Raw genomic sequence first — 26,714 nt, 5'->3', positions numbered from 1 at the left:
CAGGAAGTTTGCTAGTCGCTGGGCGCTGGAGCTGGACGTGGCCACTTCATTTTTTTAGTTATACACAAGCGTTGAATTTTATAATTTCCTGGATGGCAAGAAATATTATTCCATTTATATAATAAAAACACCTCAATTGATATTGAGGTGTTAAATTGTTTATTAAATTGATACATAACAAGATCGTAAAGGAATTTAATCATATTGTTGTACTTCCTGATATCGTCTTTTTTGACGGTATCCATATGTGATATTGCGTACTAGTTCTTCATTTTCTAATCCCGCTCCTATTGCACCAGCAATAGTGGAAATAGAGGTAGATAGCCACGATAACCGTAAATAATCTATAACACCTGCAGGTTCATTAAGAAATGCCATTTCTTTAAAGAATGCTGGTGGAATAAAGATTACTACGGCTATAAAAAACAAGGCAAACAACATTACATAATACATCATAACTGCAGCTATTAATGTTATTAATGTGGCATTATTGTATAGATTGCGTAATTTTCGTTTGTTACGGTAAGCAGGCTTTTCCCATAGATTGTGAGCTAACACAATCCAAACCACCATGCCTGTAATAGCGATTACTGTTAATGTAATCAATCGCAAATTAGTGAATAAATTACTTAACTGCCACAAGGTGGGGAAAATGAGTCCAAATGCTCCTGTAGCAAATGCTAGTGCTATTACTTTTTTAAATGATGGCATAATCCCCCATGGTCTATTAGCATGAGCCATTCCAATTAATATTCTTGATCTGCCATTGATACGAGGTACCACGATAAAACGTATATCAATCTCACTATCCCCATCATCTTCTATTCTACGAACCGGTGATATAGGAAATTGCTTTTTTAGTAAACGGAACGCTGTTTGATTACGGTTCGGGCGAATTGCCCCTTGCGCCATACCAGACGTTGATTCCTCAGAGGAAGACGACTGAAAATATAATTCTCCAAACAATTGTACAATTGCCTTTTTTAGCCTGCGCTTTATAGGCATAGATCCGAATGCGGGTATAGAAATTTGTCCAACTCCATGTTTAACACTTACATCCGCAGCAACTACGTATCCTTCTGTAAATATAGGAAGGTCTGTTAAACAGATAGCATAGTCCCAACCTTTTCTTTCCTTTAAGTCCGATGCCTTATATAATATTTCCTCTACATTTTCTGCTGCACCAGTCATTGGATCAATATTTAGAGCAACCTCAAAGGAAACACTTGAATCTATAAATTTATTAAATTGTTCAGGGAGTGTGTTCAATAATTTTTCAGCTACTTCTGTCGGTAATTCTGGAGCTGGAATTAGACCCACCTTTACATTTTGCAAGTTGTTCACCTCCTAACCATTCTTATTTTCTTTTGGGTATGCGTATTGAGAGGTATCTGTTTTTTCTCCTTGCTGTATTTCGCTATTTCGTCTTTTTTGCCTATACCCATAAGTAATATCTCGAATAACCGATTCATCCTCAAGTCCTGCACCAATTGCTCCAGTTAAAGTGCCCAGTGATGTAACAAGCCAGGCAAGTTGAAAATAATACAAAACACTCGGTTCTTCTTTCAAACCTGTAAAAGCTCTAAATAACTCTGGTGAAACAAAAATTGCAATTGCACCAAGAAACATAATAGAAAGTACAACATAATTTATAACGACTGTGACACATAACGTCAGGAATGTAGTGCGATTGTATAGCCTGCGTAATCGCTTATCTCCTCTAGTCGTTGGTTTCTCCCACAGATTGTGTGCAAAAATAACCCAAGCCACCATACTTAAGATAGCAATGACCATTAATAGTATGAAACGTTCATTCGAATAAGTCACACTTAGTTTCCAAGGTGTTTTGAAAATAGATATATAAGAGCCCGTTGCAAATGCTAACGCTAATACCCTTCTAAATGAGCCAAGAGCTGTCCATGGTCTATTCGCGAATGTCATACCAGATACTAGTCTCATTTTACCAGTCATTCTAGGGCTTATGACAAAACGAACATCCACATTTTCCTCATTACTTGGTGTTTTACGTTTTAATTTGGAAAATGGGAACTGTTTCTGAAATAGGTTTTTGCTATGTTTCGATTCGTTTGCAAGGGTTTTGGGAATATATAATTCTTTGACCATTTGCACCACTGCATTTTGAATTCTTTTTCTCATAGGCATTGAACCAAATGCTGGAACTGAAATTTGTGCAAATCCATGACGAACACTCGCATCAGCAGCTACAACATCTTTATATGAAAAGATAGGGAGATCTGTTATACATATGACAAAATCCCAAGATCGGTCATGTTTCCGTTCAACAGCTTCATCTAATGTATCATGAATGTTTTCTGCAGCACCTACTAATGGGTCCACTTCTAAATTGACAGAAAAGGTAATGTCTCCTTCTATGTGTTCATTTAATAATGAAGGGAGTTTATCTATCAATTTCTGAGCAATATCTGTTGGGAGCTCTGGAGCTGAAACGACTCCTATTCTTATCCTTTCCATAAATCTCCCCCTTCCTTCTATGTTATCTAGCAAGTATTAGTTTATTTGGGCTTCCCTATTCCTTGCAACAATAAAATCTATTGTTTCCAAGCTTCGAAGTGTACCAATACATAAAAACAAATCTAACTTAAAATAAGTAACGACAATAAAGAAAATACCACCTCTATCAAAAATAAAACATTATTTTAATATAAAATTTTTAAAGCAGATAAAAACCGACTATTCGTTGAATAGTCGGTTCCTTTTTAATAGTATTAAAATTTTTATTCACTTACTGCACAACGATTCGGTCCAATTTCCATTTCACGTTGCCTATCTTCATCTGGATTCAATTTACCCATGTTTACTTGACGAATTTCTTCATGACTATTTGGTTGAGGTGGTAAGTTCTCTGTAACCATGCGACGAAATTCTTGTTCATTTTCAACTTGTAAGCCTTTATTATCTCTATATAGCTCACCTAGTTTTTTACCCACAATCCCCGACTCTTGCATCTCTTCCATTGAGCCAAAGTGAGCAGGAAGTACTAGCAATTCCTCAGATAAATCCTTATAACGATCATAAAGCGTGTTGCGAAGATCTCCAACCCAATCTTCAGCCTTACCAGCTAAGTCAGGTCGGCCAATTGATTTCACAAACAGAATGTCTCCAGAAAGAAGGTATTGATTATCAATTACAAAAGAAGTAGATCCTATCGTATGACCTGGCGTATATAAAGCTTCCACTTGGATATTTGTGTTACCAACTTGGATTTCTTTTTGGTCTTCTAGTGATTCAAAATGGAATGTAGCCTCGGGTGCATCTTTAGGTGGTAACCAATACGTTGCATCTACTTCCTCTGCAATTTTCCTTCCACCCGAAATATGGTCTGCATGCAAGTGTGTATCAGCTACATGCTTAATAGTAATGCCATGGTCCTCTGCGAAATCTAAATAGGGTTGAATCATTCGATTCGCATCTATAATCATAGCTTCCGCTTGACTAATTACCATATAAGAAAGGCAGCCTTTTCCAAGGCGTACAAATTGATATAATTCTCCACCATCTGAAAGGTCACCTACTTTGATTGGTTCTAGGTATTCACTCCAAGCTTTCATGCCACCTTCAAGGTAATACACTTCCTCAAGACCTGCTTCATCAAGCATGTCAGCTACCATAATAGAAGAACCTTCTTTAGCACAAACGACCAGGACATTTTCTTTTGGCAATTCTTCTAAAATATGGTCTACCCCTTCCAACAAATCAAAGTACGGTTTGTTTATAATTTCTACTGAGTTTCCTTCTATTTTCCAATCTTGAAACTCGCTTTCATTACGCACATCTAAAATGAAAAGTGGTTTCTGCTTCAAAACTTTATTAGCAACTTGTTGTGGTTTTAACGGTTTGCTCATCCTTTTACCCCCTACCGTATTATAATAATGAAAAAAATTGGATACGGTAAAAAGTATTTACCTATCCATGGTTTACCATACTTCTATATAAAAATCGATTGACCACCACAGGTTAGTTTAGAACAAAACCCGTGATGGTGGCCATTTTAGAATTGAAATATTTTAGCTTATTCTGTTTTACCTTCCCAAGCTAACATGCCGCCTTCCATATTAATGACCTCATAGCCATTAGATTCTAGGAATTCAGCAGCGCGACCACTGCGACCACCAGAACGGCATACCATTACATATTCATTTTTTGGATCCAGTTCATTGTGTCTATCCTCGATAGAACCAAGAGGAATATGTTTTGCACCAGGAATTTTACCTTCTTCTACTTCCTCGTCCTCACGAACATCAACAATATTAAGTGTTTTTCCTTCTTCTAGCTGTTTACGAACTTCTTCAGCTGTCATAGTACGCATAACTAGTACCTCCTATTTTTTACATACCCTCGTATAAAGAGTATTTTATTACAGATTTTATAATGATCCTTTTCAATCAATTTCTGATAAGAATACCATTTTTAGGATAACATTGTATCTTGCTTTATGCACAAACAATGCTTTGTTTCTCATCATCAATTAACCCCTAGGGGTATAATAAAACAAAACGATAGGATAGTCAACACCTCTGTTAGGTTTCTTAATTATTTGCTTGCTACAATATAAAAAACATCATCCTTTAAGTGACCTAATTTAACTTCAAAACCTGCCTCATTTAACTGTTCAGCCATTTCAGCAGATGAAATTCTATGACCTAATGTAGGTCCTTGCTCTTATTCAACAGCTTCCCAATCCAAAACAAGAAAAAGACTATCTTCCGTAAAATGTTAATTGCTTATTTCCCGCTCCTAAATCAGCTACTTTTTCATCACCATTTAGTTGCAATAGTTCTAACACTTTATTGATTGGTACGGCTTTTTCGCGATTAGATCAATTAATTTCTTTGCCTAATCCTTGTTAAAGACTTTATCATCACTAATTTAATCTCCTTCCAAAAATCAAAGGGTACCCTCGAGGGAATATTACAAAATACATAAATAAATGTACCAAATTCTATTTTATTTTAAACGTATTATTATCTTTATGGTACACTGGGCCATGTATTATCGCTTTTTATAAAAGTTGGCTTTTCGATTGAAGGAACCAAATATAAATCTCTTATGATACAGGGTTCGCTCGTAGATGAATACTATATGTACTATTTGATTTAAAAACACATTTTTATTAAGGCAAAGAAAAACCCTTCCTATGTGACTTATGCCCTAAATTATGGTATGATGATTGTAATTGATATGAATAAAGGCTGTAGCTTGTGCCACAGCCTGATAGCTTTCTCAGTTAGGAACTTCAATACTTAAACCTCCTACCGCCATAGGGGGTTATTTTTTATGGTTTGATGTGACAATCAACACCATAAGACTTCCAAATGCGATCATTAATGTTAATACTTCATAGATACCTATACTGCCCACCCCCCTTCCATTGAGGGTAAATAGGTTTTATTAGATACCGCTTGTCTACTTATGTGACATGAAAGGTTTTCACCTAACGAGCAGTATCCAATATTTACTACCTTAGGAAAGCTATCACATATGATTGTACCATAATTTTCCCCATAACACGAATATATGTTCGCATTTTGTTTCTATATCCTACTATTAGCTCATTAAAACAAAAGAAGTTTTGAATCTATAAAAGAAGTTTAAACCCTGTAAAACATTTTCTTCAAAGTATTTCGACACTTAATGAGAGTAGTCTCCAATGTTAATCAGGAACAACACACACGCGTTTGCATGTTCATGAAACATTGATTATGACCTGTCATATTCTCTTACAAAACCCGTGACAATTTTGCTGTTTTCTAATATCTTGTGCACAACCTATTTTTTTGGAGGTAATAACTATGACGTATAATGTGTTTGTATATGGTACTCTCTTACCAGGTGAGCACAACCACCATATCGTGTCTCCTTATCTTATTGAAAGAAATAAAGGAAATGTAACAGGAAGATTATTTAATGTAGGGGCATTTCCTGCTCTCGTGTTACACCCTACGAACAGGGTAAGTGGAGAATGGTTTACGGTATCGGATCAAGGATTAATTGGTCTGGACTTCCTAGAAGGTTACGAACCAGATCATCCTAACAATCATTATGAACGTGTTTGGGTTAAAGATAACAATAATGAAATAGAAGGTTACGCATATATCTATTCAGATGCTAAGGTTAAAAACTTAGAAGAGATTACTTCAGGTTGTTGGAAGACATTTCAAAACCAAACCAAGTAAAGAAATTAGGATAAATTAAAATAGAAAATATATGGTGATTTTAGTAGGCTTAATAAACGTGTCCTATCTATAATAAACAATAAAAAGAAGTAAAGCTTCCCGAAACGAAATCGAAAAGACTTTACTTCTTTAATCTGTCAGTTCACCTAGTCTTCCTTCTTATTATTTCACTAAGTACCATAATATAGAACATACTCGGGGCTGCAATGAGCGAAATCATAAAATCTGATATGTGTTCCTGCGCATGAAGGATAACGCCACCACATAATAAGAGTAGAACTATTAAGTCCAAAAAATCGTTCCATCTCATACGATCTCCTCACTTCGTTCTTTTTCCTATACTATGTTGGATTGGGCTTAATGTGTTTCTCAAAATAAGAAAAAATGGTATCTCTTAGCTCTTGATATTATCGTGACTCTACAATTTCTAAGATACTTTCACAAGCTTTTATATTAGTACAGTAAAATCTCCCAACCTTATGGCTGGGAGGATTTTTTTAATATTTCTTCTCTAATACTTAGAAGTTTTGATAGTCATAAAGTGTTAGAACTAACACATTCAGCATTGGCAACGGAGTTTTAGCCTCTACTTACCGCTTTCTTCGCAGAAACAGTTGCGAATGTAATCGTAATCGTGCAGGCAATGGCAATGGCGATGAAACCTTGGGCAATTTCCCACCATTGCCAACCATCTATAAGAACGGTTCGCATGCTTTGGAAGATGTAAGTGGTTGGATTGATTGTTGCCGCTACTTTCAACCACGTGGCTTCTATTAGTTCATAAGGTACAAATGTCGTACTTAAGAAAATTAGTGGGAAAAAGATTAGAGTCCCTGCTTGCGCCGCTTGAGCATTTTTAGTTTTTAAAGCTACTCCAGCTGAATATCCTGCAAATGCAAGTCCCCATCCAATCGCTATTAATAGTACAATAATAATTCCAAAGAAACCAGTCTCTACATTTAAACCCATGAAAAAGGCGACCATTATAATCAAGAGAGTTTGCACAAATAATTGAAGCATTCCCGCGATAATCGGTCCTAGAACGATGGAAAGACGTGATGCAGGTGTTAACAGTAGTCTCGAGAAAAAGCCATTTTCAATATCCTTAACAATCCCTTGACCTGCTCCCCCTGCACCACCTATTGCGGCAGAAACGACTGAAACAGGAAGAATAAAGGCGAGATAGTCTGCACCGTCAAAGGCAGGTAATTGTGATATGCCACTTAACCCACTCTCATAGACCACCAAAAAGAACATAGAGATTAGTAAATTGGGAATAAATGAAAAAGGACTTCTTAATGTTGTTTGTACACTGCGTTTCGATAGCAACCAAATGTCTTTTATTAATCCATTACCCATGCTTTACTTCCCCTTTCTGTTCACCAATACCTTCTCCCGTAATTTTTAGGAAAATATCATCTAAAGTTGGAGAGTCCACATTAATACTCTGAATTGGGATACTATGCTGGTCAAGCACGCGTACTACTTCCATTAAACGTTTCGTTCCATCTTGAACATACATAACAAGTTGTTGTCCTTTATTGACGAGATCTGTTGCTTCAAGCTCTTCATTCAATATTTCCATTGCTTGCTTTGTTTCTTTCTCTGATGTGAAGTCCATAGTGATTAAATCGTTCCCAATTTGTGACTTTAACTCTGGAGGTGTTCCCTCCGCCACAATCTTGCCACCATCAATAATGGCAATACGATCGGCCAAAAAGTCAGCTTCTTCTAAGTATTGGGTGGTTAAGAATATAGTGGTGCCCTCTTCTTTATTTAAGCGTTCTAAGTACTCCCATATGCTCTTTCGGTTCGACGGATCTAATCCTGTTGTAGGTTCATCTAAGAAAAGAATCTTAGGCTTATTTACTAGTGTTAGCGCTAAATCAAGACGGCGACGCATTCCACCAGAATAATTCCCACAGATACGATCAGCTGATTCTGTTAACTGAACTACTTCTAATAATTCATTTGTTCGCTTGGAGGCCTCTTCTTTATTGAATCCAAAAATACCGCATTGTAGTTTCAACATCTCTCTCCCCGTCAAACTTGGATCGATTCCAGTTTCTTGAAGAGCCACACCTATGTGTTTTCTAACTTCATGTGGATGTTGAATAACATCTTGCTCCGCAACTTCTACCTTCCCTGATGAAGCATTAATCAGTGTAGTTAGAATTTGAACTGTCGTTGATTTCCCTGCTCCATTTGGTCCTAGGAAGGCAAAGAACTCCCCTTCTTTAACATTAAAACTTACATCCTTAACGGCTTGAACATTCCCTTTTTTAAATGTTTTGGTAAGATGTTCAACTTCAATAGTACCTTTCACCATAACTCTAGACCTCCTTATTGAACTACCATATGTATGTATTATCCAAACCTTTAATTATTCCTCTTTCTTAATACGAAATTAAATGAAACCCATAATATAAAATCGACTATACTAAAAGTACTATTTTATTTAACGAAATACAAATGCTAAACATTCTCTTTTCGAAGGAAAGAAAATCATATTTATGTGTAGAATACATATGTACACAAAATTAGTACTGATAACTATTTTCCTTATATTTATGAGCAAACATTTAGTCATAAAGTAATCACTTTCATATATTTTCCACAAAGATTACAATGTAGACATTAGCTATATTTTGAGAGGATGATTGGGTGAAAGAACAAGCATATTTGGATGCAAAGAAGATTGTAGAGGAACGTTATCCATCAAGTGAGGCAGCCATTTTGGCAGGAAGTGTTGTACGAGATGAAGCCACAGCAACTTCCGATTTAGACCTCGTAATATTTGATTTTTCAATTACTGATTCTTTTCGAGAGTCATTTTTTTCGTTAAATTGGCCGGTAGAAGCTTTTGTGCATAATCGAACTTCTTATAGGCACTTCTTTGATGAAGATTGTAAAAAAGGTATCCCTAGCCTTCCACGTATGATTGTAGAAGGAATGCCTTTAAAAGGCTCAGAACATATCAATAATGTAAAAGAGGAAGCTGCTAATAGATTAGCTGAAGGTCCTGAGTCATGGGATACAGAAACCATTCAATTAAAACGTTATTTTATCACCGACACAGCAGAAGATTTAAAAGGAGCAATTCATCGTGCAGAGGCTATTTTCATAGCTAATTTATTAGCTGACCAACTACACGAGTTTTATCTACGTACAAATCAGCAATGGATAGGAAAAGGAAAATGGGTTATTCGCGCTTTAAAACGATATGATGAGGAGTATGCAAAACATTTTACTAGGGCATTCGATCAATTCTATCGCACCGGGGAAATGGATGAGGTTGAAAAGTTGGTAGAATTAACATTAAAGCCATATGGAGGTCCTTTATTTGATGGATTTTCAGTAGGTAAACCAAGCGATTTTAGATAAGAACAAAAGCGCAAGCGCCCTGCTAGCGACGTACAAACTGCGGTCCACAGGACGTGGGTTGGTTCGATGTTGCTGCGTGACGCAGCAATTTTAATCGAACTTCCTCTTATTATTTGAGATAAAGGAAACACGAAGAGCGCTAGCGGTTCGATGTTGACTTATCGTAAGGAGGTGCAGGAAGTTTGCTAGTCGCTGGGCGCCGGAGCTGGACGATGCAAAAGCTCGGGGCGCCTTGGTCACCCCCGACAGGCTTAAGACAAGCCTCGAAGTGGCGTTTTTTGCCACAGCGAGGCTTGCCTTAAGACCCCGTGGGGGGTAGGCGCTGGAACTGGACGTGGCCACTTCACTTTTTTAGTTATACACAAGCATTGAATTTTACTATTTCGCTATAAAATAAAAAAACAAGGCTTGTTTTGATAGAAAAGCCTTGTTTTTTTATCTTTATTTTCCTTCTTTATCAGATCGCTTATTTACTTTTTTCTCAATATAGATACATAAATCCCCCACCGTTTTGAAGGTGATGAATATACCTTCTTGTGTTTGTACATCTTCCATATCAATATCTAGCTTCCAGTAGTGCATAAGCTCTTGAAATGTTGCTTTAAATCGCTCCCGATCACCTTGGTACACAAGCTCTAACAGGGTTTCTGTTGTTAAATTTTCAACTGGCTTTTTGTAACCTTCATCAAGATGTTCATTAACATATTTTACAACAGTCAAATAAATCTCATAGGCTATACCTTTGGAATTGGTGTATTCCTTTAATTCTTTTCTGGCTCGTCTGATTTCAAGGTCAATTAGTTCCCCCATTATATCCTCACCTTTACGTAGGCTAAGCTGTTAAGTACAAGTACGAAGGGCAAGCGTCTAAAGCATATCAACTCCTTATGATAATTAAATAGCAGAGAAACCACCGGATGGTTAACGTTATTTCAAAAAAGTGGTGTGGTGGTTGTATTATTGAATAACTATTAATTAATATTTGCACATTAATTTGTTAAATGACTTTGTTTGGATTGCGAGGGTATGAAGTATTGATGTAATCACTTTCATGTATTTTATATTATGATAACATATCTAGTATTTTTGTTAACATCAAAAAAACTCGTCCTTCATTTAATTATATGCTAAATAGTAATCTATCTGGGTATTAAGTAAAAGAGGTTCGTCCTACCGACCTTATACAACGTAGGGTCGGTAGACGTGGTCACACGATGTGACGATCCTAGTCGAACAAAGCGGGAGTCTCCTTGTGCCACGACCACCTCCCGCGATATTCAGATGAACGGATAAATGGCCAGTTTAGAATGGGTCATTTTCTGAATAAAGGTATTCGAGAAGCGAGGATTGGTTTATGACACAAAGTAATACTATGCTAACGGACATAAAGTCTCTTATTCTTCGATTTGAAGACTATTTTGCATTCGTAACGGACATTCAGTTCGCTATTTAGCCAAAATCACCTTTATAAAATGTGTTTTTTCTCAAATAAGGTACCATATGTCCGTTAGCCTCTCCAAAAGAGGGTTTTCACTGAAAATAAGAGCATATATGTCCGTCAAAAAAAGTTGTCCACCGTATTCTAGGTTCCGTAACAGCATATCGGCAAGGTTTGGTGGAAAACACAGCAAAACTCCCTAAGGATAAAGTAATTGGTGTTACCCCGCAGGTCCGCATTTTTGGCACGAGGAAAATTACCAGCTCGTCCGCAGGAAAACGAGTTGTTCCTTACCTAACCTTAATCCTACTTAGATATCGGATCCACTCCCTAACCAACAAACATCTCAAATCCAGGTCTATAACATTATGCCTCTATTGTTAAATAAAGAGGTTGCACTTATCTACTTCCTATACTTAAATAATTTCATAAACCTAAAATTATATCGTTATAAAAAAAGAAGTTATGATAAAACTCTATGCGGATATAAGGATAATATCAGGAGGGGGTAAGAAATGAGCCAAACAAATCAAAATCAGACCAAAAATGAAATAGATCTACATTTAGGAAGATATGAAGTATTCTTCAAACAGCGTTACACAATTTTATATAATATAAATGATGTGCTTATTGGTCTTTGGTTTTTAATCGGAAGTATTTTTTTCTATTGGGAAGCAACTAAAATGTGGGGAACAACTTTATTTGTGCTTGGAAGCGCTCAGCTATTAATTCGACCACTTATTCGTATTGTGCATAGAGTACATTTCAAACGTGTTCAAAAAGATAACTCTTTGCAATAGATCGAGTATGTGGATTACTTTCTTTTCGTAGTCGTGTTTTTATATAATTGTAGGGGGACAATCTCATTGCTAGTATGCAGTGAGATTTATTTTGTTAACGACCTATTTGATTACAACATAAAGGAGTCTACCTATGAATGAAACCTTACAAACCCTCTTAAACCATCGGTCTATCCGAGCATTTACAGATGAAAAAGTAACAGATGAACAAATTTTTGCCATTATAGAAGCTGCACAGATGGCTTCCACTTCGAGTTATATGCAAGCCTATACCATTATGGGTGTTACAGATGAAGACAAAAAAGCACAACTAGCAAGAATTACAGGGCAAGATTATGTGCAACATAATGCTCATCTATTTATTTTTTGTGCTGATTTATATCGACACCAACAAAAAGCTACTAAAGAGCAAAAGGATAACATGCTTGCAAACTTAGAAAATACAGAGCATCTATTGGTTTCATCTATTGATGCAGCTCTCGCAGCCCAGAATGCTGCGATAGCCGCTGAATCTATGGGCTTAGGAATGTGTTTTATCGGTAGTATTCGCAATAACATCCAACAAGTTGATTCCTTGCTTTCTCTGCCAAGCCATGTCATACCTTTATTCGGGATGGTGATAGGTTATCCTGAGAAACAACCTGAACAAAAGCCTCGCCTATCCAGAGAAGGCATCTATTTTGAAAATGAATATAAACAAGACCAAACGACTGAACTTGAAGCTTTTGATGACACAATAAGAGAATATTATAAACATCGAAGTCAAAATAACCGCAAGGATTCATGGACAGAGCAAATGCTTCGTCGATTTCAGAAACCTATGCGCATGGATGTATCAGAGTTTGTTCAGTCAAAAGGATTTAATAAAAGATAGTTAGCAACACAATTTTCCTAGATTTATGCAAGAGGTGATAAAAGATGCATCACGGGGAAGCTATAGCTACTACCTTAAAGAAAGCAAATCGAATAGCAGTTCTAACAGGTGCTGGAGTAAGTACTGCAAGCGGTATTCCCGATTTCCGTTCTGCTGGTGGAATTTGGGAGCAGGATCGTTCAAGGGAGTACTATATGTCATCTGGTTACTTCCAGGAACATCCGGTGGACTTTTGGAAAAAGTATAAAGATATTTTTCAAATAAAACTAGTTGGCAATTATCAACCTAACAAAGTGCATTCCTTTTTACGAGAGTTTGAAGACAAAGGGAAAGAAGTTACAATTATCACGCAAAATGTAGATGGGCTTCACGAAAAAGCCGGTAACAGCAGAGTTATTGAATACCATGGTTCTCTTACAACAGCTACATGTCCTACCTGTGGCACGCAATACGGACTATCTCATGTTATGGCACATGACACTCCACGCTGCACTACTGCTTATGGAAGTCATGTATGTAATGATATCTTAAAGCCTGACATCGTACTTTTTGGCGATCCCATCACTAAGCATGATGAGGCAGAAGCAATAATCGATCAAGCAGACGTCTTACTTGTTTTAGGTACATCTTTATTCGTTATGCCTTTTAATTTCTTACCAGATTACGCCAAATATCAACGTAACCTCCCCACCATTTTAATAAACCGTGAGCAAACGGCTAAAGATGAGTTATTTGATTATGTTGTTCACGATGATTTAACACAAGCAATAGAAGAAATTAAACAAAACATGTAACATAAATATCCCAGCCACATCTACCAAGCGGCTGGGATTGTTTATTACTTATTCGCAAGACCTAATTTTTTAATAAGTGGTTTTAATGTTAATCCCTGTACTACGAGAGAGAACAGTACCACAGAGAAGGTCAATAGTAATACTTCCTCCCTACCATCAAAATCCTCCGGAAGACTTAATGCCAAAGCAATGGAAAGACTACCTCGTAACCCACCCCAGTTTAATAATATTTTTTCTTTTGCGCCTAAATGCTTAATGTAACTTGTGGATGTATAAAGGGCGATTGTCCTCCCTACAAGCACGATTACAATCGCTAATGCAATAAGTCCCCACTTCCCTGAGAAATCAATTTCACGTATCTCAATTCCAACCATTAAAAAGATAATGGAGTTAGCAAGGAGGGTGATCGTATCCCAGAAGGTGTTGATATTGGTTTTGGTTTCTTCAGACATACCAATTTTCTTACCATAGCTTCCAAACAGTAAACCACCAATTACAACCGCAATTACACCAGATACTTTGAAATGTTCTGCAATGAAGTAACTTCCGAAGAATAACAGCATGCTCAATGCAATTTCCAAAGGATAATCGTCAAACACCCTGATGATTTGCGAGAATATATATCCTATAACCAGACCAATGATAGCACCACCAAGAGCAAATTTAAGGAACATTAAAGCCCCTTCCCCTACTCCGGCTAACCCCATATCAATATAGGTTAATAAGTAAAGTGTAGAAATTTTAAATAAAACGACAGCTATTCCATCATTAAACAAGGACTCACCTTCCATGATGGTGCTGAATTTTTGAGGAACACCTAAGTCTTTAAAAATAGATATTACACTAATCGGATCCGTTGCACTCATAAGGGCAGCAAAAGTAAAGGATACAACAATGGGTAACCCAAGTAAGAAATATGCACTGAATCCTATTATAATAAAGGATAAAAACGTACCTAAAAATGCTAGTGACATGACCGTTTTCTTTAAATCCATTAGATGAGAAAATGGCATTTTCAATGTTGCGTCCCCTAGTAGTACAGGTAAAAATAATGAAATAATAATGGCATGAAACACTGTTGACTGAGTTATAAACTGCTCTGCCTCTTCAATATAGGGAACCTCAGTGACGCCTAATAGTACTCCAACGAGCACTAGTGCAATGGAATATGGTTCTTTAATGATTTTTGCTATCCCTATAACCGTTACTGAAACAGCGAGTAATATTAAGATCTGAATAAATACATCATGAAAACCGTGCATGGTAAGCCTCCTAAAATAGTCAATAAACACATATGTATGAAAGTGAGTTCTTGTGTATCATACCCTTTTGTAAGTAATATAATTCCATTCATTATCTTTTTGATAGATGTTTTTTCACAATAATAGTGGCATTGATCATTCCAACATACTACTATAAAGATTTCCCTGCAAAATATTGCAGAATATGAAAAGCTTAATACATAAGCGTGAGTATTTTATTAAATACATAAAACACTCAAATTATTCTGTGTGGATTTTTCAAAAAAAAGCACTTTTCAAATGAATGAAAAGTACCCCTCTGTTATTCAGGCTGTAACATCAATTGTTTTCCTTGATAATCCTTTGTTTTCGTTTCATGGTATCCACCATTCACCCAGTTATCCCACTGACTGTGGTACCATTTACTGCGAAAGTGTCCAGATTGACCTGGACCGACTAGGTGGCTTGCAGATGACAAATCATTTAAATCAGCCACAAACCGCCATGAGGCTCCATGATCAACAATTCCTTCATTGTAGTCATAACTAGCTGCCATAACGGTAACTTTACTACCACCTACAGGTTTTGGATCTTTTGGATTAAAGAAACGGTCTAAAAATGCCACACTAGATAATGGATGAGTGAATTCTACTTTGTGAAAATCTCCCCATTCCCAACTTGTGATTTCCTTTCCATGCTCATCAATCAGATCTGTTATTGTTTCATTCAACGATAGAGTTAACGCTTTAGATAACCCACCTTGATCTTCTATCCAAGTAACATTTTCCCCACTTGATACTTTCCTAATAAGCTCATCTGTCGTTTGTCCTCTACCTTTGAAAAATTCCATCATCCCCTCTGGAATCTGCTCTTCATACAATCGATCGGAAAATGCCTTCATCCATCTATTAAATATAAGAGGTTCAGGTGCCTCTACATCATCTACATAATTCCATTGTCTTAATAATTGTAACGCTTTTGCTCCGTAATCATTCACACCTTCCTCATCTACTTGTTCTAAAAAAATAGGAACAAATTCTTGCGCTCGTAAATCTTTCTGATCCATTTGCAGTTCCTTCATATCTTTAGTCGTTAATTTATTTTTTTCTTGCAAAACTTCCTCTATTCTTTGATATCGATAAGGTTGAGCCCAGTTATTTGAGATGTGATACGGGTATTCATCTCCAACCACTTTATTATTTGCTGTAGCAATAAATCCTTTATCAGGATTTACAACTGTCGGCAACTCATCAAAAGGGATAAAATTTTTCCATTCATTTTCTTCTTTCCAGCCCTCTAAAGGCAATAATGCATCTGATCCCTCCTCATAAATTGGAATTTTTCCATTTGCTTTATAAGCAATCGTGCCATCTTTGGATGCAAAAACGAAATTTTGAGCTGGTACTAAAAATTTCTCTAATCCCTCTTCAAACTGCTTCCAATTGGTAGCTTGATTGATTTCCAGAATCGCTTCTAATTCTGTTGACGCGTCGAGCGCAGTCCAACGAAGAGATAAGGCAGTTTCTTTGCCGCTCTTCTTGGCAAACTCTGAAATAATTGGACCATGTCTTGTTTCTATAACTTCGTAATCAACATTTCCCCTATCCTTCACCTTAATATCCTCATTGATTACAGTAGCTTCTTCATACTCACCTTCAAATAAAAATTGATTGGGGTTATCAGGATTTCGTTTTTCTAAGTATAATTGTTGTACGTCGGGACCCGTGTTTGTAACCCCCCATGCAATGTTTTGATTGTGTCCGAGAATGATGCCTGGGATACCTGCAAAGATTACACCGCTTACTTCATAATTTGGGGATGATAAATGCATTTGATACCAAATAGATGGTGTAGCCAATCCTAAATGAGGATCGTCTGCTAATAGTGGTTTACCTGAAGCAGTCTTATCACCACTTACAACCCAATTATTGCTCCCATTAAAAGGATGTGGCAGGACAGCTTCCTTAAGCAATGATGAAATATTTACTTCTTCCTCTTTCATAATAGTCGGTGCATTATTAGGGTAGGTTGGGAATAACTCATTCGCCTTTTCTTCAGGGAGGTTTTGCAAAAGAAAATAATTAAACGCCTGTCGTTCCCAATGCCCTCCTAAGTCAAATGCCATGTACTTTCCTATGGTCAGTGAATCTATCGGTGTCCACTTCTCTGGCTCCCCACCCATTAAGGTGAATTCAATTGGTAAGCTGTTACTGGACTTTGCCTGTTCAATGAACCTATTAACTCCAGTTGCATACCACTCCATCACCTGCTTTGCATCTTCTGAATAGGATTGGTATGATTTTTCAGCTGCCCTCCGTAACCCTAATGTTCGAAAATACTTATCACGCTCAAGAGCCACTTCACCTGCCAATTCACTCAAACGCCCAGATGCTTGTCTTCGAGCCATATCCATTTGAAACAAACGATCTTGAGCTTGGATATAACCCTGTGCCATAAATAAGTCTCGATCTGTGTTAGCATTTATATGTGGCACACCTTGACCATCTCTAATGACTTCTACTGTCTCAGTAAGTCCTGCTAGGGAAACATTTCCTTCAATTTGTGGTAAACTTCTATTTATGTAACCGTTTACAAAAATGAGTGCGGAAATAATTAGAACAATAAATACACCCAGAAATATTAAGGATACTTTCTGCCATCGTTTAAGTTTGGTCTCTCTTTTTCTTTGCTGTACAACCTCCATTATTTCTCCCCCTTTGTTCCCCTTATAATAGTACTATTATATTATGAATTTTCTGTAAATTCCACTAAAAACTGATTCACATAAAAGAGTAGCCTTGTGTTCACAAGACTACTCCTCAGCATCTTCATTTACAACTTGTTCTAGGATGACTTCATACGATTTTGGTTTTCCATGACCATTGTAATTAATGGGTAATACTTGAACAAGCTTCCAACCATCTTTTGCATGCTCATCAATAATTTGACGATAGGAGGGTTCAGAAAAGACACCACCAATTGTGGCCTCAACAAATTTATAACGGTACATAACGTATCCTCCTTTATTAACCTTTCACTATATTCCTTACCCATTTTAAACACCTATATATCAATGAAATGAATGTTTTGTTCTATACCTTCTACTTATTTAAGGCCTATTATGATTTTTTTCCATTCTTCAAGAGGGAATGGCCGAACTGAAGATAAAGAATATACATAGGTTGGCGTCTCCCAAACAGCTTCATAGATGTCTCCATTTTTGCTATATAAAGCAATTTCTCTTGTATCAAAGTTAATGATTTTTTCCTCAAAACCTATTTTTTGGTCCCTTTCGCTGCTAGGTTTTTGTTCAAATGTTAAATGACCCTTACCGGGATTAATGTAGGTTTGACGCACAAGATAAGACTGATTTGAAGCTCGAAAGCCCATACTTTCAAATTCATAAGAGGTTGGAAGATAGTTTAATGTAGGCACAGCATAACCTACAGCGTTCTCAATCTCTATGACATTACTCACTTTCGTAAGAGGCTCGGGCAATTCAATTGAATCACTTGCTTCAAGTGCTTCTTGCGGAATCACAACCTTTTCAGCTCGTATCAACCCAAGTACACCTATTCCCATAAACAAACTTATAAAAAATACCATCAACAAACGTTGAGAGATTTTAATCATGTCAACTCCTCCTAGACAAGCTACTACTAGTACCTTATTCAATTCAATCAGCAAACATGCTATGTTCATATTGATCAATCGATGCATACCAATAAGGTTAAATTTCAGTCCTACAGGGTACATCTTCTAAGAGTAGCAAAGGTTACGATCTATGGAGGTGGAAATAATGGAAAAACAATATGTAAGCAATACTGGAATAGAGACAACACGTATCGGCCTCGGTACATGGGCAATCGGAGGCTGGATGTGGGGTGGTACTGACGAACAACAGTCTATTAAAACCATCCATACTGCCTTAGATAAAGGTATTGGTCTTATAGACACAGCTCCAGTATATGGATTTGGTACATCAGAAGAAATCGTTGGAAAAGCTCTTCAACAGTACGGTGGACGTGAAAATATAACACTAGCCACCAAAGTAGGCATGAACTGGAAAGATGAACAAGTCTTTCGTGATGCTTCCAAAGAACGCATTCATAAAGAAGTCGAAGATTCATTAAAACGTCTTCAGACGGATTATATTGATATCTATCAAGTACACTGGCCAGACCCTACTGTACCAATTCATGAAACAGCAGAAGCCCTTTATTATTTATACAAACAAGGCAAAATTCGTTCCATTGGGGTAAGTAATTTCTCCCCTGAACAAATGGATACATTCCGTGAGGCAGCTCCTCTGCATACCGTTCAACCGCCATATAATATGTTTGAAAGAGGAATTGAAGAAGATATTCTTCCTTATGTTCAAGAGCACAACTTGCATACTCTTTTATATGGCAGTCTATGCCGTGGGTTATTGACGGGAAAAATGACAACGGGTAAACAATTCGAGGGTGATGATTTACGCAATAATGATCCAAAGTTCCAACAACCTCGATTCGAACAGTACATCAATGCTGTAAATGAACTGGATCAACTAGCTAAAGATCGTTTTAATAAGCGCATCATCCACCTAGCTCTTCGATTCATACTTGATCAGCCCGGAACAGGTACAGCTTTATGGGGCGGACGTCGTCCAGATCAAATGAATCCAATTGATGAGGTTATGGACTTTAAGATTGATGAGCAAACTCAAAAGGATATAGATGATATTCTTGTTAAGCATATAAAAGATCCAGTTGGCCCTGAATTTATGGCCCCACCTAGTCGTCAGGATTTGAATCTATAAGACCTCTACTGATAAAAGAGTTTAAATTCATTTTCTAAGTAGTTTAATTTTGGAATACAAAAGTTGAAAATGCATTCCTTATGAGTATCAAATTACAGTTAATTTGATACTCTTTTTTTGGTAATATGACTCCATTCTCATCATTTTTTATTTAAATTTTCTTGCCGCTCTACATAGAGAATTTCACAATGAGGTCTAGCTCGTTTAAAAAGTTTTTTATTTCTCCATTCAAAAGAGATTGGTTTTAAAACAAACGTACTCATTAAGTACAAAGAGAAGCCCTCAGGGGACTTCTCTTTTTGTTCTTATGAGGCAGACTAAGGAAGGCTCGCCTTCAGATGCAAACAATTATTCCCTTCGTTCTATACAGCTTTTTGCACCTTACTTCATTTTAATTTGCACAGGCTTACTTTCCTGTGTGTGAATGGTTTTCTTGTTGTTCTTATGCAAAGCAGTTCTTTTTATTGAGCTAGTTACATCGTGTACCATATCCCCCACATCATGCGCAGACTCAATTAAAGGATCAACGGCTTCCATTTTTTCTTTTAAGTCAACCGAAATATCGTTAGCGTTATTAATCAATTCTTCTGCTTCATCTGTAATTCCTTTTACGGATTTCCGGACTCCAGACAGCGTCTCCTTTGTTTCAGCTAGTGTTGCCATAACTTTTCGTAATGTCAAAATCAAATAAATTACAAGAATAATAAATGCAATGGCTACAATAGTAACACTCCACTCAAGCATTAGGACCACCTCCCTACTTCTCTCTAAGTCTATGAGAGGGCTGGTTCCCACATTCCTTAATAACAGAATCAAGAGGACTATATAAAACGAAAAATTCATATAACCTTATCCAAGAATTCGATGGGATATCAATTGTTGAAAGCGATTGTAGAAAGAACAAAAGCGCAAGCGCCCGGGTAGCGACGTATATGCTGCGGCCCACACGACGTGGGTTGGTTCGATGTTGCTGCGTGATGCAGCGATCTTAATCGAACTTCCCCTGATTCCGTAGGAGATAAAGGCAACACGAAGAACGTAGTGATTCGATGTTAACTTATCGTACGGAGGCGAGGGAAGCATACTAGTCGCTGGGCGCTGGAGCTGGACGTGGCCACTTCACTTTTTTAGTTATACACAAGCATTGAATTTTATAATTTCCTATACAACAACGAATTAATGTAAGGATTCTTTAAGATTTAAACACATCATAAGATATAGACTCTATCGTTCTACCATTTCTTCCAGTAGTGGTCTCTGCCATAGTCAATGAATTTAGAATCGCTTCCTCCGTTGCTTCTATTGTAGCTTGTAACAGATAGTGAAATGCTTTTGTGTCCTCTTTCATATAAGAAGAATGGATAACTTCCTCTTCACTAAAATGAGGGCGAACATTAGCATTAGAAAACGCAATAATAATATCACCGCTTGCATGGTGTATCCGTCCACCAGTACGGTTGATACCAACTGATGCACGTTTAGCAATGCGCTTTAGCTGGCGATCGGAAACAGGAGCATCTGTTGCGATAACCACCATTATTGAACCGGCAGGTGTTTCATGATTGTCATTAGGAGCTTTATAGCGCCCTGATTCAAATTCACTTCGACGTCCAAAGTTTGTATTCACAAGTACACCAACCGTCCATTTTTCTTGAACCATACGTGATGACGTCCCTATTCCCCCTTTATATTGATAGCAAGTCATACCTGTCCCTGCACCTACGCCACCTTCTTCACAACTGGATGTTGCCTGCTCAATTGCTTGGATGGCATGTGCTGGTTTTACGGCAAATGTTCTTGCAGTATGTAAATAACTATCATTACATTCCCCGACCACCGTATTTATAGACCCAGTTGTGTCACCTATCTCTGGAGTACACCCCATCATGTACTCCATTGTACCTTGCATTACAGATCCTGTTGTAAATGTACCTGTAAGCATAACTGGTGATTCGATTTCACCCAATTCGTCAATTTGCACAAATCCAGTTGCTTTTCCGTACCCATTCATAACATGAGTTGCAGCGGGTACTTTACGATGATAAGGATTTTGTTGATGAGGAAGAATGGCAGTTACCCCTGTACGAATAGCATCCTTATTATCTAAATCCTCAGACAAAGTAACATGGCCCACTAGCACACCTGGCACATCCGTTATTGCATTATCTTCACCAATAGGAAGATCACCTATCATGACCCCTAATTCTCTAACTCGTTTCCTCATGTCTCGAACTCCTTTGTTACATAGGTTATTTTTAAGATGTTCTTTACTTCCAACGCTATCATTCCCCGGGAAATGCATCTTGCGAACTATAACATAGAATAGTAATATAATGGAAAGGAGATTTGTGTGGCTTACTCAGCCCTACCATATACATATGTATATGTCTGTCAGGAATTTGAAGCAGAGAGCCCTCATTTACTTATCCATTCACCTTTGTAGAAGGAGATTCTATGAAACGTTACTTAACGACTCTAATAGAAGATATAAAACATACTCGAACTAGATTCAAACATAATGGTAAGAGTGGGTTATTAACTTTTCTAAAAAAGATCATTATCATTTTAATTATATGTCTTATCATATTAGGACCTCATGCTTTCCCGCATTTCTTAACTAGCCCCTTCGGATTCTCATACAATGTAAACAAAGATACTGTGTATGAACATAATGCAATGGGTGGCCTTGCAGAAAGCTATTCTATAGATATAGATGATTCTTATAAACAACAGAGGATTGCAGAAAAAATCACCGAACTAAACAATTATTATAACTTTGTTATTTCTGCTTTCGCTTTATACGTAATAACCTTCTTAATGGAACGAAGACAAAATAAGACAAGACGCAATTGGTCTATGAATGTATTAAGCTTGTTTCTCGGTTTAGTAATACTTTATATTCAACAGAATATATTACTTCGCAACCTTCTAGTAGATTGGAATATTTTATAGCTAGTGTTGTTCCTATCATACTAGCTATTGAAAACCCATTCTCCATTAATCATCGTTTGCTCCACGCTATTACGCAAGTCGAACGGATCACCATTCCATATTACTAAATCAGCATCCTTACCATTCTCTAAAGATCCAACACGGTCGGCAATACCCAGATGTTTGGCACCATGCAGTGTAAGAGCTTGCATAGCTATACCTTCATCAAGTCCGTGTTTAACTCCCATGATAGCACTAGTCATTAAGTGCTCAATCGTTACTACTGGATGATCTGTCGTAATCGTAAAAGGGATATTAGCTTCGGCAAACGCCGTTAGTGTATGCCAACCACGGTTTGCTAATTCGATTTTAGATCTAGAAGTCATTGTTGGACCTACAGCTATGCTTACATCTTTATGTTTGGTAAGGTAATCTATCATCATGTGTCCCTCAGTCCCATGTTCAATAGTGAGATCAATATCAAATTCTTTTTTCACTCTTAGAACAGTGGCTATGTCTTCTGATCGATGAGCATGTACTCGGAGAGGTATCTCATTGTTTAGTACTTTTGCGATTTGCTCCATCTCCAAGTCCCGCTCTTTATCCCCTTTATCCAGGGCATTCACATAGTTTTGTGCTTCTATTAATTTCTTTCGTAGTAATGCTGCAACACCCATTCTTGTGTTCGGAAGTTTCCCTTTTCCTCCATGCACTCGCTTTGGGTTTTCGCCAGTAGCAGCTTTTAATCCTGAAGGGTTTCTTAGTACCATCTCATCCACAATTGTACCTGCTGTTTTTACAACAACCATTTCACCGCCGATAACATTCGCACTCCCTGGGAGAATCTGAACCGTTGTCACTCCTCCAGACCTGGCATCCTCAAAACCTTTATCAAAAGGATTTATTCCATCTAACGCTCTTATTTCAGCTGTTGTAGCATTACTTGTTTCGTTAAAATCATGTCCTTCTTGTCCAATTCCTTGTTCAAAAACACCTAAATGGGTATGTACGTCAATTAAACCTGGTGTTACGATTTTCCCTTTTGCATTAATAGTTTCATAGTTCTGTGATGGCTTTTCCTTTGATATTTTTTCTATGATACCATCCTTTATAAATATGGTACTTTCGTCAAAGGTCTTCCCTGTTCCATCGTAGCCACTAGCATTTATAATTGCGATCATAAATAATCACTCCTCCTCTATTATAATTAGTGTAATCTATTTCCAATAAGAAAATAAACAGACAATTAATAAAATTTCATCTATGCTCCCTTTGTGTTAAAGTAATTATTTAGGAAGAATTAGATTGGAGCCATTGAATGAATGTAATACATATGAAAATTTTAACAACTATACTCGCTCTAGTACTTGCAGGCTGCGCTTCCGAGTCACAAAACCCCTCTTCTACTTCTAATCAAAAAAACCATAGGGATAGAATCCAAGCTAAAGTAGTAAAAGTTATTGACGGAGATACGATTACAATAAAAATGAATGGTAAAAAAGACACCGTTCGAATGCTTTTAATTGATACACCGGAAACAAATCATCCAAGTCAACCAGTCCAACCATTTGGACCTGAAGCTACTAGCTATGCAAAGAAAACTATGAACAAAAAGGAAATCTCTTTGGAGCTAGGTACTACCAAACGAGATAAGTACAATCGCTTACTTGCCTATGTGTACGTTGACGGTACTATGTACAATAAAAAAGTGGTCGCTAAAGGACTAGCTAGAGTGGGATATGTGTACCCACCAAATGATAAATATGTAGAAAAATTAAGAGAAGCAGAAAAGAAAGCTCAAAGCCAACAGAAGGGAATATGGAGTATCAATGGATATGTAACCGAAGAAGGATTTCGAGAAGAAGTAGTAGATAAGCAGCCACAATACAATGCTGAAGAGAATAGTAATATAGATAATCTCCCCTATAATCCTAATGGTAAAGATAGAGATTGTAGCGATTTCTCAAAACAAGAGGTAGCTCAACAATTCTTCACTGCAGCTGGTGGACCAGAACAAGATAAACACCGGCTTGATCGCGATGGTGATGGCATTGCATGTGAAAGCCTTCCATAAAAGCATGATATTGGAGTGAGTTCATGAAAGCAAAAGGAATTATATTTTTATCCGGTACACTTATATATTATTTAGGTTTAGGAGTACGCTATTATACAAAATCACAAGGACAAACAGGTCCAATAGGGCCAAACCCAGACCAAAACCTCTTGCATACTACACTTTATGGAGCTTTAATGGGGCTTGTTTTTATACTATTAACTACCCTAACGTTTATAGCTGATCATAAAAATATGGACTCTAAAAACGTACCCATCAATAAACGCAATCGTATTTTGTGGTTTTTCCCCTCTTTAGCTTTTTATCTTATGTTCTTTGGGTTTGGGACTTGGGTTGTTATGCATGCACAGGCGATGGAAACCTATACGCCAGGTACTCTAGCCATGTGGGTCATCTTATTATTATTAGTTTTACTAACTGCTATCGTAAGCACTGCTCAATACACCAAGTGGATTGATGATGGAAAATTGTGACTGTCACCTATATCCATCCTAAAAAGCGCAATTCTTTTATAAAGAATTGCGCTTACTAATGTTCTATAATAGGGATATATTTTGATAGTTTTCTATCGAGAAAGTCAATAAAATTCATGAACAGATGGATGATTGCTCCGCTTAAAAAGGCTATCATAACTGTTCCAACACCTATTGCTCCTCCAAACAATGCAGCAAGTATGACGAGAACGATACTTATTAATGCTCTCGAGAATGATACCGTTGTCCCCATTAAATTTTTCACAACAAGCATCATTCGATCAAAAGGATTGGGAGCAAAATCAGCTTGAAGATTTATCGCAATTCCTAATGCAGAAACAATCATACCAAGTAGTAAGCACAAAGATTGGGCAAACAAGGAACTGGGCTCCATCCATCCACTGAAAATATGAACCCATACATCAATCCCAATTCCAGTAAGGAAAGAGGTTAAAAGGGCTATTATTTCTGGACGACGTTTTTCAGCAATAGCATTAAACACAACCATACTAAACCCGACGACAATCTCCCAACTGCCAATGGTTAACCCAAATGTTCTATATAAACCTACGAGGAGAGCATCAAAAGGTGAAGTACCTAGTTTAGAAAAAATCGTCAAAGCAATCCCCATCGTCAGAATTACTATGCCAAATGTATAGTACATGGCTCTTAAATAGATACGATTCAACTTTCTCCCTCCCATATAGTTAAAGACATCATTTGACTTTACCTTAATCATCATGAAGTTTCAAGTGCTTTCAGCTATATTGCTAAGACGTTCTTAAAAATGAGGCTATTACTGAAATAATACCGAAAATAAAGAACGTTATACCATATCCAATCAAACCGATAAACGTGCCTGCTAAAACGGAACCAATCACTTGGCCTATGGATAGCATTAGGAAAGGTACCCCAATTCCAAGGGAAGCATTAGATGAGAATACACGAATGCCCCAAACGATGAGAAGACCACACATAAATAAATTTGCAATCCCAAATAAGGCTGCTCCAACATATGAAACTACAACGTTCCCTGGTTCCATAAACAATAAAATCGGGTCAATGGCCCATCAGTAATCCAAACAGAGTGTAAGCGGACTGCAAGCCAATCTTTTCAACATTAATCCATGCATTGGCTTTTCCTTGAAGAGGTGGTTTTATCCAAAAGGCAATAGCTGCACCATAAGGAGGGGATACTAACCCTGTACTACCACCTATCAGAAGAACACCAAATGCTAGCATCCATTCTGATAGTGAACTACTAATAATTAGTAATCCGCTCACAGCAAATATACCCGCTAACAAAATCAATGGTTTTGGACCTTTTTTTGAAGTCATAACAGTAGAGAAAATGATTGTATAACAATTGCCAAGATAAAAGAGAGATGAAATAATACCAGATACCAAATTAGACATTTGAAATATCTCATCAATGCTTGGTAAAAGAAGGAGCATGATAAGTATTTTTATACAAGGTTATTTTCATATCACGGATGAAAGAAATCTCATTACCCTTGTTTGCTTTTTTGATCCTTCCTAGCGATTCAAATCAAACTATTTATAAGTAGGCTTAGTTAACGTTTGTTGTCGATACAATAAATGAAATAGTTTGTATGTTCTTCCATATAAGCACCATTATATTGAAGACTTGGATTCGAGATATATTAAGGGTGAGGTCCGATACTTTAT

The 26,714-nt window shown here is 37.1% G+C and carries 27 protein-coding genes; 9 read left to right on the top strand and 18 right to left on the bottom strand.

The features are described 5' to 3' along the window. Positions 1-195: 195 nt before the first annotated feature. The 5 genes from N782_RS15985 to N782_RS22225 form a co-directional block, all read right to left on the bottom strand. Positions 196-1,335 carry a hypothetical protein gene (locus tag N782_RS15985; RefSeq protein ID WP_052111391.1) on the bottom strand — a complete coding sequence of 380 codons (1,140 nt, stop codon included), beginning with the start codon at positions 1,333-1,335 and terminating at the stop codon, positions 196-198. 12 nt (positions 1,336-1,347) lie between these two features. Beyond that, on the bottom strand, positions 1,348-2,493 hold the full coding sequence (locus N782_RS15980) for a hypothetical protein (RefSeq protein ID WP_036822436.1): 1,146 nt from the start codon (positions 2,491-2,493) through the stop codon (positions 1,348-1,350). 263 nt (positions 2,494-2,756) lie between these two features. Then, positions 2,757-3,884, bottom strand: coding sequence for an MBL fold metallo-hydrolase (locus N782_RS15975; protein WP_036822433.1), 1,128 nt, complete (start codon positions 3,882-3,884; stop codon positions 2,757-2,759). A gap of 167 nt (positions 3,885-4,051) precedes the next feature. Continuing rightward, a complete protein-coding gene (locus tag N782_RS15970) occupies positions 4,052-4,348 on the bottom strand; it encodes a rhodanese-like domain-containing protein (RefSeq protein WP_036822430.1) in 297 nt (98 codons plus the stop codon). Between the two features lie 959 nt (positions 4,349-5,307). Continuing rightward, positions 5,308-5,400, bottom strand: a complete 93-nt coding sequence (locus N782_RS22225) for a putative holin-like toxin (RefSeq protein ID WP_420805601.1) — start codon at positions 5,398-5,400, stop codon at positions 5,308-5,310. 431 nt (positions 5,401-5,831) lie between these two features. Here N782_RS22225 and N782_RS15965 point away from each other — a divergent pair, with 431 nt between their 5' ends. Next, positions 5,832-6,215: a gamma-glutamylcyclotransferase family protein gene (locus N782_RS15965; protein ID WP_036822427.1), complete on the top strand. Its 384-nt coding sequence runs from the start codon at positions 5,832-5,834 to the stop codon at positions 6,213-6,215. A 579-nt stretch (positions 6,216-6,794) separates the two neighbouring features. Here the strand turns inward: N782_RS15965 and N782_RS15960 are convergent. Continuing rightward, complete coding sequence (locus tag N782_RS15960; protein ID WP_036822424.1) at positions 6,795-7,574, bottom strand: ABC transporter permease; 780 nt, start codon at positions 7,572-7,574, stop codon at positions 6,795-6,797. Further along, positions 7,567-8,544, bottom strand: coding sequence for a daunorubicin resistance protein DrrA family ABC transporter ATP-binding protein (locus tag N782_RS15955; protein WP_036822422.1), 978 nt, complete (start codon positions 8,542-8,544; stop codon positions 7,567-7,569). The genes N782_RS15960 and N782_RS15955 overlap by 8 nt, the downstream gene beginning before the upstream one ends. A gap of 335 nt (positions 8,545-8,879) precedes the next feature. Here N782_RS15955 and N782_RS15950 point away from each other — a divergent pair, with 335 nt between their 5' ends. Next, complete coding sequence (locus N782_RS15950; protein WP_036822420.1) at positions 8,880-9,599, top strand: nucleotidyltransferase domain-containing protein; 720 nt, start codon at positions 8,880-8,882, stop codon at positions 9,597-9,599. Between the two features lie 441 nt (positions 9,600-10,040). Here N782_RS15950 and N782_RS15945 read toward each other — a convergent pair whose 3' ends face one another. Continuing rightward, positions 10,041-10,409: a hypothetical protein gene (locus N782_RS15945; RefSeq protein WP_036822417.1), complete on the bottom strand. Its 369-nt coding sequence runs from the start codon at positions 10,407-10,409 to the stop codon at positions 10,041-10,043. A 1,143-nt stretch (positions 10,410-11,552) separates the two neighbouring features. On the opposite strand from N782_RS15945, the gene N782_RS15940 reads away from it, so the two are divergent. From N782_RS15940 to N782_RS15930, 3 genes are all read left to right on the top strand, one after another. Continuing rightward, on the top strand, positions 11,553-11,837 hold the full coding sequence (locus N782_RS15940) for a YrhK family protein (RefSeq protein ID WP_036822414.1): 285 nt from the start codon (positions 11,553-11,555) through the stop codon (positions 11,835-11,837). 133 nt (positions 11,838-11,970) lie between these two features. Next, positions 11,971-12,711, top strand: coding sequence for an oxygen-insensitive NADPH nitroreductase (gene nfsA / locus N782_RS15935; RefSeq protein ID WP_036822411.1), 741 nt, complete (start codon positions 11,971-11,973; stop codon positions 12,709-12,711). 44 nt (positions 12,712-12,755) lie between these two features. Further along, positions 12,756-13,505: an NAD-dependent protein deacylase gene (locus N782_RS15930; RefSeq protein ID WP_036822408.1), complete on the top strand. Its 750-nt coding sequence runs from the start codon at positions 12,756-12,758 to the stop codon at positions 13,503-13,505. Positions 13,506-13,549: 44 nt separating this feature from the next. Here the strand turns inward: N782_RS15930 and N782_RS15925 are convergent, their stop codons facing one another. The 4 genes from N782_RS15925 to N782_RS15910 form a co-directional block, all read right to left on the bottom strand. Continuing rightward, positions 13,550-14,767: a cation:proton antiporter gene (locus N782_RS15925; RefSeq protein ID WP_036822405.1), complete on the bottom strand. Its 1,218-nt coding sequence runs from the start codon at positions 14,765-14,767 to the stop codon at positions 13,550-13,552. 301 nt (positions 14,768-15,068) lie between these two features. Next, on the bottom strand, positions 15,069-17,450 hold the full coding sequence (locus N782_RS15920; protein ID WP_036822403.1) for a penicillin acylase family protein: 2,382 nt from the start codon (positions 17,448-17,450) through the stop codon (positions 15,069-15,071). 108 nt (positions 17,451-17,558) lie between these two features. Beyond that, a complete protein-coding gene (locus tag N782_RS15915; protein WP_036822400.1) occupies positions 17,559-17,756 on the bottom strand; it encodes a DUF4177 domain-containing protein in 198 nt (65 codons plus the stop codon). Between the two features lie 95 nt (positions 17,757-17,851). Beyond that, positions 17,852-18,379 carry a DUF4367 domain-containing protein gene (locus N782_RS15910; RefSeq protein WP_036822397.1) on the bottom strand — a complete coding sequence of 176 codons (528 nt, stop codon included), beginning with the start codon at positions 18,377-18,379 and terminating at the stop codon, positions 17,852-17,854. 166 nt (positions 18,380-18,545) lie between these two features. Here N782_RS15910 and N782_RS15905 point away from each other — a divergent pair, with 166 nt between their 5' ends. Next, positions 18,546-19,547 (top strand): aldo/keto reductase, encoded by a 1,002-nt coding sequence (locus N782_RS15905; protein ID WP_036822395.1) that lies wholly within the window; start codon positions 18,546-18,548, stop codon positions 19,545-19,547. Positions 19,548-19,928: 381 nt separating this feature from the next. On the opposite strand, the gene N782_RS15900 is transcribed toward N782_RS15905, so the two are convergent. Next, positions 19,929-20,291: a DUF948 domain-containing protein gene (locus N782_RS15900; protein WP_036822392.1), complete on the bottom strand. Its 363-nt coding sequence runs from the start codon at positions 20,289-20,291 to the stop codon at positions 19,929-19,931. Positions 20,292-20,739: 448 nt separating this feature from the next. Next, positions 20,740-21,771 carry a DmpA family aminopeptidase gene (locus N782_RS15895; RefSeq protein WP_036822390.1) on the bottom strand — a complete coding sequence of 344 codons (1,032 nt, stop codon included), beginning with the start codon at positions 21,769-21,771 and terminating at the stop codon, positions 20,740-20,742. Positions 21,772-22,001: 230 nt separating this feature from the next. Between N782_RS15895 and N782_RS15890 the strand changes: the two genes are divergently transcribed. Then, the gene (locus N782_RS15890; RefSeq protein WP_036822388.1) at positions 22,002-22,499 is read left to right on the top strand and encodes a hypothetical protein; all 498 of its coding nucleotides are present in this window, start codon (positions 22,002-22,004) and stop codon (positions 22,497-22,499) included. Between the two features lie 20 nt (positions 22,500-22,519). Here the strand turns inward: N782_RS15890 and N782_RS15885 are convergent, their stop codons facing one another. Further along, positions 22,520-23,659: an amidohydrolase gene (locus N782_RS15885; protein WP_036822385.1), complete on the bottom strand. Its 1,140-nt coding sequence runs from the start codon at positions 23,657-23,659 to the stop codon at positions 22,520-22,522. Between the two features lie 152 nt (positions 23,660-23,811). Here N782_RS15885 and N782_RS15880 point away from each other — a divergent pair, with 152 nt between their 5' ends. Both N782_RS15880 and N782_RS15875 read left to right on the top strand, forming a co-directional pair. Beyond that, positions 23,812-24,552 carry a thermonuclease family protein gene (locus N782_RS15880; protein WP_237582679.1) on the top strand — a complete coding sequence of 247 codons (741 nt, stop codon included), beginning with the start codon at positions 23,812-23,814 and terminating at the stop codon, positions 24,550-24,552. A gap of 23 nt (positions 24,553-24,575) precedes the next feature. Beyond that, positions 24,576-25,025, top strand: coding sequence for a hypothetical protein (locus N782_RS15875; protein WP_036822382.1), 450 nt, complete (start codon positions 24,576-24,578; stop codon positions 25,023-25,025). 55 nt (positions 25,026-25,080) lie between these two features. Here the strand turns inward: N782_RS15875 and N782_RS15870 are convergent, their stop codons facing one another. From N782_RS15870 to N782_RS21330, 3 genes are all read right to left on the bottom strand, one after another. Then, the gene (locus N782_RS15870) at positions 25,081-25,713 is read right to left on the bottom strand and encodes a YczE/YyaS/YitT family protein (protein WP_052111389.1); all 633 of its coding nucleotides are present in this window, start codon (positions 25,711-25,713) and stop codon (positions 25,081-25,083) included. 82 nt (positions 25,714-25,795) lie between these two features. Beyond that, a complete protein-coding gene (locus N782_RS21335; RefSeq protein ID WP_036822379.1) occupies positions 25,796-26,068 on the bottom strand; it encodes a hypothetical protein in 273 nt (90 codons plus the stop codon). A 16-nt stretch (positions 26,069-26,084) separates the two neighbouring features. Next, positions 26,085-26,441, bottom strand: a complete 357-nt coding sequence (locus tag N782_RS21330; protein WP_036822374.1) for an MFS transporter — start codon at positions 26,439-26,441, stop codon at positions 26,085-26,087. Positions 26,442-26,714: the final 273 nt, after the last annotated feature.

It is taken from the genome of Pontibacillus yanchengensis Y32 (genome assembly GCF_000770635.1).
GTDB lineage: Bacteria > Bacillota > Bacilli > Bacillales > BH030062 > Pontibacillus > Pontibacillus yanchengensis.
Note: the sequence above shows the minus strand (reverse complement) of the source record. Positions and strands in the feature narration are given on the sequence as shown.